At 54.8% G+C, this 12,326-nt stretch carries 11 protein-coding genes and 1 pseudogene; 3 read left to right on the top strand and 9 right to left on the bottom strand.

The window, feature by feature from the left end:
- Nucleotides 1-149: 149 nt before the first annotated feature.
- A complete protein-coding gene (locus HWW83_RS03255) occupies nt 150-1,652 on the top strand; it encodes a hypothetical protein (RefSeq protein WP_127897189.1) in 1,503 nt (500 codons plus the stop codon).
- 7 nt (nt 1,653-1,659) lie between these two features.
- Nucleotides 1,660-2,481, top strand: coding sequence for a LamG domain-containing protein (locus HWW83_RS03250; protein ID WP_127897188.1), 822 nt, complete (start codon nt 1,660-1,662; stop codon nt 2,479-2,481).
- 65 nt (nt 2,482-2,546) lie between these two features.
- On the opposite strand, the pseudogene HWW83_RS03245 reads toward HWW83_RS03250, so the two are convergent.
- The 7 genes and pseudogenes from HWW83_RS03245 to pabC all read right to left on the bottom strand — a co-directional run bounded on the left by HWW83_RS03245 (nt 2,547) and on the right by pabC (nt 9,945).
- Nucleotides 2,547-3,792 (bottom strand): annotated as a pseudogene (locus tag HWW83_RS03245) (IS3 family transposase).
- Nucleotides 3,793-3,900: 108 nt separating this feature from the next.
- Nucleotides 3,901-5,334 (bottom strand): PTS glucose transporter subunit IIBC, encoded by a 1,434-nt coding sequence (gene ptsG / locus HWW83_RS03240; protein WP_033642691.1) that lies wholly within the window; start codon nt 5,332-5,334, stop codon nt 3,901-3,903.
- 343 nt (nt 5,335-5,677) lie between these two features.
- Nucleotides 5,678-6,454: a metal-dependent hydrolase gene (locus HWW83_RS03235; protein WP_046686858.1), complete on the bottom strand. Its 777-nt coding sequence runs from the start codon at nt 6,452-6,454 to the stop codon at nt 5,678-5,680.
- Between the two features lie 19 nt (nt 6,455-6,473).
- Nucleotides 6,474-7,481: a DNA polymerase III subunit delta' gene (holB, locus tag HWW83_RS03230; protein ID WP_033642689.1), complete on the bottom strand. Its 1,008-nt coding sequence runs from the start codon at nt 7,479-7,481 to the stop codon at nt 6,474-6,476.
- Nucleotides 7,481-8,119: a dTMP kinase gene (gene tmk / locus HWW83_RS03225; RefSeq protein WP_033642688.1), complete on the bottom strand. Its 639-nt coding sequence runs from the start codon at nt 8,117-8,119 to the stop codon at nt 7,481-7,483. The genes holB and tmk overlap by 1 nt, the downstream gene beginning before the upstream one ends.
- Complete coding sequence (gene mltG, locus HWW83_RS03220) at nt 8,109-9,134, bottom strand: endolytic transglycosylase MltG (protein ID WP_163965018.1); 1,026 nt, start codon at nt 9,132-9,134, stop codon at nt 8,109-8,111. Before mltG ends, tmk begins: the two co-directional genes overlap by 11 nt.
- A 13-nt stretch (nt 9,135-9,147) precedes the next feature.
- Entirely contained in the window at nt 9,148-9,945 is a 798-nt protein-coding gene (gene pabC / locus HWW83_RS03215; RefSeq protein ID WP_033642686.1) for an aminodeoxychorismate lyase, read from the bottom strand.
- 383 nt (nt 9,946-10,328) lie between these two features.
- On the opposite strand from pabC, the gene HWW83_RS25595 reads away from it, so the two are divergent.
- Nucleotides 10,329-10,661, top strand: a complete 333-nt coding sequence (locus HWW83_RS25595; protein ID WP_197774147.1) for a hypothetical protein — start codon at nt 10,329-10,331, stop codon at nt 10,659-10,661.
- 90 nt (nt 10,662-10,751) lie between these two features.
- Here the strand turns inward: HWW83_RS25595 and fabF are convergent, their stop codons facing one another.
- Nucleotides 10,752-11,993, bottom strand: a complete 1,242-nt coding sequence (gene fabF, locus HWW83_RS03205) for a beta-ketoacyl-ACP synthase II (RefSeq protein WP_033642685.1) — start codon at nt 11,991-11,993, stop codon at nt 10,752-10,754.
- Between the two features lie 82 nt (nt 11,994-12,075).
- Nucleotides 12,076-12,312 (bottom strand): acyl carrier protein, encoded by a 237-nt coding sequence (gene acpP, locus HWW83_RS03200; RefSeq protein WP_004719003.1) that lies wholly within the window; start codon nt 12,310-12,312, stop codon nt 12,076-12,078.
- Between the last annotated feature and the right edge of the window lie 14 nt (nt 12,313-12,326).

The following is a 12,326-nucleotide window of genomic DNA, read 5'->3' as shown; positions in this document are numbered from 1 at the left end:
AGCCACTCGTTATTGCGTCAAACTAGAAAAGTTAAGATTTTAACGACCATAATCGTTCTCAGTGCTATGTTTATCTTTTCGCATAAAAAAGACACCTTTGCATAATCCTAACGTGAACTAAAACCAGTATTTTTCTTTGAGAGGATTGTATGAAAGAATCAACCAAAAAAGAAAATGAATTTAGTGATTTACTCTATGAAACATTACCCTATACACTTCCCGACGGTGCCATATGCACAGACATATATATTACAGAGGAAATGTTAATTACTGAGGCCTATACCGAAGATGGAGGTCATTATGTGGCAACATCAATGGGATTACGGAGAACTGATAGCACATCTGTAGTTGAAGGAGTCGAAAATTATATCAGCAGCGTTGGTATTACTTGTGGAGTCACTAGCACGAGAGTATCTATTAGCAGCGATGAAAACATATGCTACATCATCCCTATTTGGGGACAAAGTTTGGCTCAGGGGTGGAGCGATCAAAGAAATGACACATTGATTGCAAATACCCCCCTCTATCCTGATAATTGTTGGATGTTTAAATCGGAGCGAGGAGAAGGAAAAGAGAACCCGAACAGGCCAGAGTATTCTGTTATGGATTTGGCACCATTAAAAGAAAGTATTAATGGCGGCTGGCAAGAAACGGCAGCAAGCAGTACCGCCGCTCACTTGGTATATGAAATCGAAAATAAAACGGGACATCGAATTAGAACTCTATCATATGTTTCTGCTGAAGGCGGCAAAGCTTATATGGATCTCACTAAAGGTACATCATCTTGGACTAAATTAACTCAAGGCTTGGTTGATGCACGGAATATTTGTATAAAAAAGGGGTGGAAACCTGTACTGCTTGCTATAGATGTGATGGCCGGAGAATCAGACTCTGAAGAGATGAAAGTGCCAAACATGAGCGTTGAGCGCTATAAACGCCAGTTACAACAGTTTGACAGAAACATTCAGGCAGAGGCCTTACGTATTTTTAACCAAAAGTCCAGAGTTCCAATTATAATATCGCAAATCGCCTACACGCCCATTACACGTGATATATGGGACCAACCTGTAAGGCAAGCACAGTATAGTTCTGATGGCATAGGTAACTTGAGATTGTGCGGCCCTATATACCACCTTCCATCTGCCGATCCAATACATATAAACTCTCTTGGGCAGAACAGACGAGGGCAAATGGTAGCAAGAGCCATTGTTTGGGAATGCTTTGCAACCGGCTGGCACAGTATACGTTGCACGGGGTACACTTGGATAACAGAACGTATTTTACACCTTATCCATGAAGTTCCCTGTGCACCGCTCGTGCTTGACACCTCGGATGAGATAATAAAAACAGAGGGGTTGGGCGCAGGTCTTGGATATGTTTTTGATGACTATACATCAACGCCACCGCAAATAGTTCGCGTAAGTATTTTTGCTCCAACTATTGTGGAGATCGAATTATCTTCCCCTCCTCAAAACTTATCATGTCGTATAGGATGCGGGATTAAAGGCAACGAAAATAACGAAACCAACCAGAGCGGCCCCGCAGCAGGTGCTAGAAGTGTCTTACGCGATAGCAGTGAGCATATCTCGCTCTATGAGGGAATTACTCATGCAAACTGGTGCCCATCCTATGTAATACCCGTTAATCGTTGAGGTGAAAATGCGAGTATTCAGAAGCTTATATGAACCTGTGAATAATTATCTTCCGTCATATGGAATATCCAATACAGAGGAGAAAATATTGTTAATGTCACCCTTAGCCTGGGTTGATTCTGAAGTAGGCGTTAATGTTACCAACAATATAAATGTAACGGCGATTAGCGATCGCACAAATGCAGCCATATGGCTACCCTTGAGATCAGGCTATATGCCTCGGCTAATTACATCTGCCAACGGACATAAGTTCCTCAACTTCGGATTAGGGCGAGGCCCCTCCGCGCCTGGCGCTATCTTATCTAATAACGCTTATGAACAACTGCCCCCCAACGGAGTTTTTGCTTTAGCGATGGTTTATCGTGTTCCTCTGCGGCAACAAGGAGGATACGATGGTACAGGAGGAAACATATTAGGCAACTATGATAACAGCCCAAATATTTTTCGCTTACGTTTCCGTGACGATGGGTATAGAGGGAATATGTTGTTTTTGCATCACGGTGCAACATCGCCAATAACCCAGAGCAATTACCCAATAAATTCCACATTCAATGATGATGGGCTCTGGCATAGCCTACTGCTGGAAGTTAGAACAGATATGCATCAAATTGAGATAGATGGCATTATTAAACAGCAACGGTTAGTTCCTGCAATACCATTCGCAAACTCTGCGTCACGCCAACTCATCATCGGGGGCGCTGGAAACCCTCTTAGTAACGGTTTTTTCGGTGATATTGCTATGGTTCTCATTATACCTGGCACCATAAGCGCCGAGCAAAAAGAGTCTCTTTATAATTATATAGGTGAAGTAAAATCAAAATATCTATGAGAATTCTATTTTGAAAAAAATTACATAAATCACCGCCTCCTTAGGTAGGTGGTTTAAGGCTTTGACTAGTCCTGATATAGATTGACACTTTTCAGCCGGATAACGCCCGATGAACCTCATCGGGCGTTTTGTATTTCAGCGACAGGTGCGGCGGCCGTGTGTTGTACAAGTTCACCGACTCCCTGACCATCTTTCTTGCCTGCGCGATATCTTCTGGTTTGCCGAGCAGGTATTCCGTTTTGAGTATCCCGTTTATCCGTTCCGCCAGCGCGTTCTGATAACAGTCATACCCGTCCGTCATCGAGCAGGTGATGCCATATCTCTGATGTAACGCCTGATATTCCTGTGAGCAGTACTGGATCCCCCTGTCCGAGTGGTGCACCAACGACAACGCCGTGCGTCTGCCGGCCAGTGCCATTTTGAACGCGCAGGCGACATGCCGGGTATGCAGACTGTCATGCACGTGATAGCCCACGATTTTTCTCGACCAGGCATCCGTTACCAGGCTGACATACGTCGTCCCCGTTCTCAGCGGCAAGTAGGTGATATCCGCCACCCATACCTGTTCCGGACGGCTGGCTATGACCTGATTTTTCCCCGCCTTCAGCAGGTTGGGATGACGATAAAAACGATGATGGCTCTGCGTCGTCTTGTGATATGCCCGTTTAGGCATCACCAGTAACCGCGCGCAGCGCAGGATACTGAACAGCCGGTCGCGCCCCGCATGCAATGCCGGTTCGGGGCGTTGCCGCAACAGGTGATGCAGCTTACGTGTCCCCAGCCGGGGCTGGTGCAAGTGGATGGCCGTCACCTGTTCGACGAGATGCCGGGCCTGCTCCTCTTTGCCTGCTTCACGCTGCAGGGACTGATACCACGCTTGTCGGCTGATGCCCATCCATCGGCAGGCCCGCGTTACTGTGAGTCCCGGTACTTGTGTTTGCGCGATAAGGCAGTTAGCTGCTTTTTTGTCAGCGTGGCGCCAAAGTCGGTGTTCATCACTTTGACGACAACTTCGAAGAACTGGGCTTTGACTTCAGATTCAGCCAGTTGCTGCTCAAGTTCTTTAATACGCTGTTCGGGCGTCAGGGGGAGTTTGGACATGTTGTCTCCGCACGTTCTGGTGGAAGGAGAAGTCCGCCAGTCAAGCTGACCGTATTTGCGCAGCCAGTTCATGACGGTGACGTTGCCTTGGATACCATAACGGTCTGTGGCCTGACGGCAAGTCATTTCGCCTTTTTCGACCTGTTCGACGACGGCCAGTTTAAAGGATAGAGAGTAATCGCGTTGTGTGCGTTTAATATACTGGTTCATCACATTTTCCTCTGTGCGTGAGTAAAATGTGTCAACGCTATTTAGGACGGGTCAGGGGCAACAAAAAAAGGGAGGCTTTCGCCTCCCTCGATAACTCCCCTGCCTGAATCAATGATTACGGATGTATTCGTCCATATCGGTTTTCAGGTTGTCGGACTTGGTGCCGAAGATGGCCTGCACACCGGAGCCAGCGACGACTACGCCGGCTGCGCCCAGTTTCTTCAGGCCCGCCTGGTCAACTTTGGACACGTCGGCCACGCTGACGCGCAGACGGGTGATGCAAGCATCCAGGTTAGTGATGTTTTCTTTGCCGCCGAAGGCCTGAACCAGCGCCGCGGACATTTCGGAACCGCCCTGCGCAGACTGCTCGGCAGCGGTGTCTTCACGGCCCGGCGTTTTCAGATCCAACTTGGCAATCAGCACGCGGAAGATGGTGTAGTACACCAGACCGTAGATGATGCCGACGATTGGGAACAGCCAGATTTTGCTGCTGTTGCCGCTCAGTACGATAAAGTCGATCAGGCCGTGCGAGAAGCTGGTGCCGTCACGCATGCCCAACAGGATGCAGATTGGGAACGCCAGGCCGGCCAGGATAGCGTGGATCACGTACAGAATCGGCGCGACGAACATGAAGGAGAACTCGATCGGCTCGGTGATACCGGTCAGGAACGAGGTCAGCGCGGCGGAGATCATGATGCCGCCGACTTTCGCGCGGTTTTCCGGCTTGGCCGAGTGCCAGATGGCGATGGCCGCAGCAGGCAGACCGTACATTTTGAACAGGAAGCCGCCGGACAGTTTGCCCGCGGTCGGGTCGCCCGCCATATAGCGAGGGATATCACCGTGGAATACCTGGCCCGCCGCGTTGGTGAACTCGCCAATTTGCATTTGGAACGGGACGTTCCAGATGTGGTGCAGACCGAACGGCACCAGTGCACGCTCAACCACGCCGTAGATGCCGAAGGCCACGACCGGGTTCTGATAAGCCGCCCACTGCGAGAAGGTCTGGATAGCCGTACCGATCGGCGGCCAGATGAAGGACAGCACTACGCCCAGAACGATCGCCGCCAGACCGGAAATGATCGGCACGAAACGCTTACCGGCAAAGAAGCCCAGGTATTCCGGCAGTTGAATGCGGAAGAAGCGGTTAAACATATAGGCCGCGATGGCGCCGGAGATAATCCCCCCGAGCACACCGGTATCCGCCAGGTGTTTGGCCGCAATTTCTTCAGCCGGCAAGTGCAGCACCAGCGGCGCAACCACCGCCATGGTTTTCACCATGATGCCGTAAGCCACCACCGCCGCCAGCGCGGAAACGCCGTCGTTGTTGGTGAAGCCCAAGGCGACGCCGATGGCGAAAATCAGCGGCATGTTGGCGAAGACCGAACCGCCCGCTTCCGCCATCACGTGGGAGACTACCGCAGGTAGCCAGCTAAAGTTGGCGGAACCGACGCCCAGCAGGATACCTGCGATAGGCAACACGGACACCGGCAGCATTAGCGATTTACCTACTTTTTGCAGGTTTGCAAATGCGTTCTTGAACATAGTTGAGTGTGCTCCTGAGTAATAATGCTTTGCTACTTCTTGTCGCGATTGGTCGCGCTGCAAGGGGGGGAGAAAAACCCCTGCAATTCAGGGTGTCTGAGCACCCCTTGAATTTATTACGCAGAGTAAAATAAATAGTCTGCGCAATGTTTGATGACAATCACGTTTCGATGATCGAGCCGCGGCAACTTTGCATAAACCGGCGTTTTTTTGGCAAAACAGAGCAAAAAACGCGCACCAGTCACCCTGAAACGGGAGCGAACCTTACCCGTTTCAGTGATTAATTACGAGCTTAAAAAAAATTACGCAGACAATGACCTACCGCTATAGCCTAGGCCAAAGATCACAGTTCGAGGTGAAATAAGCGTGAAAAGTTGGCGGTGGTCGCTTCGGCCAGCTGTTCCAGGCTGACGCCCTTCAATACCGCCATGTATTCAGCCACATCACGCACATAGGCGGGTTGGTTTTCTTTGCCGCGATGCGGCACCGGCGCCAGATAAGGCGAGTCGGTTTCCACCAGCATGCGATCCAGCGGCACGTAGCGTGCCACTTCGCGCAGCTGTTCGGCATTGCGGAAGGTGACGATGCCGGAGAAGGAGATGTAGAAGCCCAGATCCAGCAAGGCTTCGGCCGTGGCCAGATCTTCGGTGAAGCAGTGCAGCACGCCGCCGCAGTCTTGCGCGTTCTCTTCACGCAGGATCGCCAGCGTGTCCGCGCGCGCCTCGCGGGTGTGGACGATCACCGGCTTGTTCAGATCACGGCCAATGCGGATATGTTCGCGGAAAGAGTCCTGCTGCAGCTCAAGGTTGTCTTTCTGGTAGAAGTAATCGAGCCCGGTCTCTCCCAGCGCCACTACCCGCTCCGCCGCCGCCAGGCGACGCAGCTCGGCGTAATCATAACCCTCTTCCAGATTAAGCGGATGCACCCCGCAGGAGAAAGCCACATCGTTGCGCTCGCCGATCAGTTCGGTCATGGAACGGTAACCCGGCAACGTGGTGGCGACCGCCAGCACATAGCCGACGTCGCGCGCCTTGGCCTTGGCCAGCGCGTCGTCCACATTATGGTGCAGCGTTTGGTAATCCAGACCGTCAAGGTGGCAATGAGAATCGACTAACAACATAATTTTTAACTCTTATACTTTACAGCGAATGAGGTTGGGAATAGCCGGCGGCGCCAAGCATCTGTTCCCAGCGAAGTAACTGTTCGGTCAGCAGCAGCTCGCGGTTGACGCCCACCACGCTGAGCAGCTGGTGACGGCAGTTCAGCCACTGCTGCACAATCTGTTGCAGCGAGGAGCTGCTCAGCAGGCTGGCCAGCTGATGCACCAGCGGCTGCTGATCCTGATTCAATACATAGTGATGCGCGCCCTGTTGCCACTTCATTGCGTCCACCAATAACGCGCACAGCCAATGCAGGCGTTCGGCGACGTCTTCATGGTTTAGCACCGGCAACAGCGACAGCATATCGCGTTGCGGCAGCGCGGCGCTCAATGCGGCGCACAGGGCGCCGCGCTGTTGCCACTGCTGCGGTTGCAACAACTGCTCGGCGGCCAGGGGCGCGCCGTCGTGCAGGCGCAGCGCCGTGACTCGGTCTGTCTGAGAGCCCGCCGCCTGCCGGCCCAACCACTGCAGGCTGAGCTGCTCATCCGGGCTGGCCAAATGCCAGTACAGGCAGCGGCTGCGCAGCGTCGCCATCAGCCGCGACGGCTCACGGCAACCCAACAGAAAATAGGTTTTCTCCGGCGGCTCCTCCAGCGTTTTCAACAGCGCGTTGGCCGCCGCCTCGGTCAGCTGTTCGGCCTGCGGCAGCCAAATCACCTTGGCGCCGCCCTGTTGCGCGTGGGCGTACAGCGTTTCAATCACCTGGCGGATCGGTTCGATGCCCAGGCTGCTCTTGCCCTTTTCCGGCGCCAACACGTGATAATCCGGGTGATTGCCCGCCAGCATCAACCGGCAGCTGTGGCACTCGCCGCAGCTTTTTTCGCCGTTGCGCTGTTGGCAGATCAACCAACGGCTCAGGCCGTAGGCCAACGCATCGTCACCATTGCCTGCCGCCGCATGCAGCAGCAGCGCATGATGGCCACGGCCGTCGGCGTACTGCCCAATCAGCTGGCGATAAGGGCCATTCAGCCACGGGTACCAGTTCATTATGCGCCTTCCTGCTGCCGCAGCCAGTGGCTGACGCAGTCGCGGATCGCCGCAGTCACCTGCTCCAGCGGCTGGGCGGCGTCGACGGTGACGATCGTTTCGTCCTGCGCCGCCAGTTCGAGATAGCGAGCGCGGGTGCGTTCGAAGAACGGCAGCGCCTCCTGCTCGATGCGATCCAACTGACCGCGCGCCTGCGCGCGTTGCAGGCCGACCAGCGGAGGCAGATCGAGATAGACCGTCAGATCCGGGTGAAAATCCCCCAGCACGGTGTCGCGCAGCGAGGTCATCAGCTGCGGATCCACGCCACGGCCGCCGCCCTGATAGGCTTGTGAAGAGAGATCGTGGCGATCGCCCACCACCCAGGCGCCACGCGCCAGGGCGGGTTTGATCACGGTTTCCACCAACTGCACGCGCGCAGCGTACAGCATCAAGACTTCGGCCTTGATGGTCGGCAATTCGCCGTCTATGCCGCGCTTGAACAGGTCGCGCAGCTTCTCCGCCAACGGCGTGCCGCCGGGTTCACGGGTGAAGACGATGTCGTTGATGCCATGTTCACGCAGCACATTGACTACCGTGTCGCGCGCGGTGGTTTTGCCCGCGCCTTCCAGCCCTTCGATTACAACGAATTTACTTTTCATTCTTTTCCTTTAACGCCTGACGGTACACGCGCACCGCCTGGTTATGGCTCGCCAGATTGGTGGTGAAGGTATGCCCACCCTTGCCGTCGGCGACAAAATAGAGATAAGGCGTTTTGGCCGGATTGGCAGCCGCTTGCAGCGAGGCCTCACCCGGCATGGCGATCGGCGTTGGCGGCAGGCCGGCGATCACATAGGTGTTGTAAGGCGTCGGCGTCTCCAGATCCTTGCGCGTGATGTTGCCATTATAGCTCTCGCCCATGCCGTAGATCACCGTCGGATCGGTCTGCAGACGCATGCCGAGACGCAAACGGTTGACGAACACCGACGCCACCTTGCTGCGCTCTTCCGGCACGGCGGTCTCTTTCTCAACGATCGATGCCATGGTCAGCAGCTCTTCCGGCGTTTTGTACGGCAGACTGGTGTCGCGGCCGTCCCAGGCGGCCTGCAGCGCTTTGTTCATGCGGACGTGGGCGCGTTTGAGCAGCGCGATGTCGCTCATGCCGGCGGTATACTGGTAGGTATCCGGATACAGCCGCCCTTCCGGAGTTTCTCCTGCAGCAATGCCGAGCGCGGTGGCGATCTCCGCGTCGCTTTTGCCCGCCAGAGTGTGTTTCAGGTATTTGGACTGCTGGAGCACCTGCTGCCAGTCACGCAGGCGTGAGCCTTCGATAAAGCGCGCGGTGAACTGCGCCTCTTTGCCGCTGGCCAACAGTTTCAGCATCTGGCGTACCGTCATGCCCGGCGTGAACCGGTAGGTTCCGGCCTTGAACTCCGCCAGCTCCGGTTCCAGTTTCAGCAGCCACTGGAACCAGCGGCCGCTGCGCACCAGTTTATCGCGCACCAGTAACCCTTCCAGCGCCACCCGGCCGGTGCCGGCAGGCAGTTTGAAGATAGTCTCTTGCTGGATAGCCAGCGGCGTATCGGCAAAGCGTTCGATCTTCTGGTAGCCCCAAAACAGCAGCGCCAATGCCAGAACAACAATAACAGACAGGACCTTCAGCTTTCTTTTCTTCATCAATCAGCCATGGTTAACAGTGTGGACGCAAAAAATCATACAGCTGGCGCGAATGATAACGCCATGATTGAGCAACGTTTACCGGCAGCAGCGGCATCAGCGCGTTGCTCACCAGGACTTCGTCGGCATCGGCCAGCGTCTCCAGCGGCTCGCTGACGCAGTGCAGACGGTATTCCGATCCCGCCAGCAGCGCGATCACCCGTCGCCGCATCAGGCCCGCGACGCCCGCCTGGCTCAGGTCAGGGGTAAACACCGCTTTTCCCTTACGCCAGAACAAATTAGCCGCACAGCATTCCACCAGCATACCGGCAGTGTCAAGCACCAGCGCCTCGTCGGCGGCCGTCTGGTCAAGATGCGCGCGGATCAGCACCTGCTCCAGGCGGTTCAAATGCTTCAACCCCGCCAGCAGCGGATTGCGCGCCAGCGCCACCGGGCTGAGCGCAAGCGTGATGCCCTGCTCGCGCCACTGCAAATAGTGCGCAGGGTAGCTGCTGCGGGCGACGATGCGCGTCGGGTTTTCGCACCCCGTCGGGCTGTAGCCTCGTCCACCGCTGCCGCGCGTCAGTATCGCTTTGACCACGCCGAGCGAAATTGATTCTGCCGCCTGCGCCATCTCGCGCTCGAAAGCCGGCCAATCGGTGGCGGGCAGCATCAGCCGTTGGGCCGCCTGCTGCAGCCGCTCCAGATGCCAGGGCAGCAGCTCGATTTTACCGTCGATAACCCGGGCGGTAGTAAAGCAGCCGTCGCCGAACTGCAGGCCACGATCGCTCGGCGCCAGCGCATCGTGGCGTTGTCCGTTAATCCAGTACATGCTTTCTCCTGTTGCCGGGTGATTTCATTAGGCTCGCAGAATAGCAGGCGGCCGTTAATGCAAAAGCGCTCAATATGACCACTTATCATCCAGCTCGGCTGGTGTTATGGTAGCTCATTGGAAAAATTAGGCTATCCGCATGAAATACAAAAAAAATATTATCAATAATTATAATTTTATTTACCATTCTGATAACTGCCGGGCTGCTGACCATAAAGCCGCTACGCGTTGCCTTCCCCTCATTGCTGCCGGGAATAACATGCCCAACAACAACCCTCTGCACGGATGATGTCGCAAAATTAGTAGATGCTCAAAAGCTTTATCTAACCGGCTATGCGCACGCCAGTAACGCCGTCGGACCATTTATCGGCAGCCCTCGAGTCGTGTTCTGCAGCGCAGCAGCCTGCGCCGAGATGTTCGGCATGGGAAAACGGGCCGCCGCTGCGATTGGTGATCTCGGTCTGATTGTTGCACCACGCGGTTGGACAGCGTTCTACTTAACGCATGAAATGATCCACTATCGGCAGGCAGAATCCTTCGGTAATCTCGCCATGTTGACCAAGTCCTCATGGCTGATTGAGGGCATGGCTTATTCCATGAGTGGCGACCCGCGCTCACTGGGCGCCCCCTTCGAAGAATGGCGTACTCAATTCGAGATGTGGCAGGCTTCACTTGGCAATCAATCCGTGTTGCAAGCGGCGAAAAATATAAAATAGCCCCCTGCAGATGCCCCTCTCCGTCAAATTGTACGCGTAAAAAAGCCCGGTTAAAAAACCGGGCTTTTCATCAGCGAACAACCGCGCGAGTTACACTCGGCGGAAGATCAGCGAGCCATTGGTGCCGCCGAAGCCGAAAGAGTTACACAGGGTGTACTCCATATCGCTGACCTGGCGCGCTTCGTGAGGCACGAAGTCCAGATCGCAACCTTCATCCGGGTTATCCAGGTTGATGGTCGGCGGTACCGCCTGATCGCGCAGCGCCAGCACGGTAAAGATGGACTCGATCGCGCCCGCCGCACCCAACAGGTGGCCGGTCATCGATTTGGTCGAACTCACCAGCACACGCTGGGCATCAGCGCCGAACACGGATTTCACCGCCTGCGCTTCCGCCTGGTCGCCCGCTGGCGTAGAGGTGCCGTGTGCGTTGATGTAACCGATTTGTGACGGGGTCACACCGGCGTCAAGCAGGGCATTTTCCATCGCCAACGCAGCGCCAGCGCCGTTTTCCGGTGGTGACGTCATGTGATAAGCATCGCTGCTCATCCCAAAGCCAACCACTTCGGCGTAGATTTTCGCGCCGCGTTTTTTCGCGTGTTCGTACTCTTCCAGCACCATCATGCCGGCGCCGTCGCCCAGCACGAAGCCGTCGCGGTCTTTATCCCACGGACGGCTCGCCGCCTGCGGGTTGTCATTACGGGTGGACAGGGCGCGCGCTGCGCCAAAGCCGCCGACGCCCAATGGGGTGCTGGCTTTCTCTGCCCCACCGGCCAGCATCACATCCGCATCATTGTAAGCAATGATACGCGCGGCATGGCCGATGTTGTGTACACCTGAAGTACAGGCGGTGGCGATGGAAATGCTTGGGCCACGCATGCCGTACATGATTGTCAGGTGACCTGCAATCATATTCACAATGGTGGAAGGCACGAAGAACGGACTGATTTTCCGTGGGCCACCGTTAACCAGTGAACTGTGGTTTTCTTCAATCAAACCCAGGCCGCCGATGCCGGAACCGATCGCGGCTCCAATGCGGCTGGCGTTAGCCTCGGTGATGTCCAGACCTGCATCCTGCATGGCTTGCATGCCGGCAGCGATACCGTACTGGATAAAGGCGTCCATCTTGCGCGCATCTTTGCGAGAGATGAAATCCTCAGAATTAAAATTCTTTACCAGGCCAGCAAACTTGGTCGCATAGGCAGTGGTATCGAAATGGTCGATCAGGCTGATGCCACTCTGACCGGCAAGAAGAGCGTTCCACGTGGACTCTACCGTATTGCCGACAGGAGACAACATGCCCAGTCCGGTCACAACTACTCGACGCTTAGACACGTTTGTCCTCCAGGGAGGGAAAAATATGACACTAGGGATAGAAAAAACTTAGGCGGTCGAACGACCGCCTAGATATGTTCTCTTACTGCTGGCTAGCGTTGATGAAATCAATAGCTGCCTGAACAGTAGTGATCTTCTCAGCTTCTTCGTCTGGAATCTCGGTGTCGAATTCTTCTTCCAGTGCCATTACCAGCTCAACGGTGTCAAGAGAATCAGCGCCCAGATCTTCAACGAAAGAAGCGTTGTTCAAAACTTCTTCCTGTTTAACACCCAGTTGCTCAACAATGATTTTCTTAACGCGTTCTTCGATAGTGCTCATACTCTTAAATTTCC

This window comes from Serratia ureilytica, assembly GCF_013375155.1.
Lineage (GTDB): Bacteria > Pseudomonadota > Gammaproteobacteria > Enterobacterales > Enterobacteriaceae > Serratia > Serratia ureilytica.
Note: the sequence above shows the minus strand (reverse complement) of the source record. Positions and strands in the feature narration are given on the sequence as shown.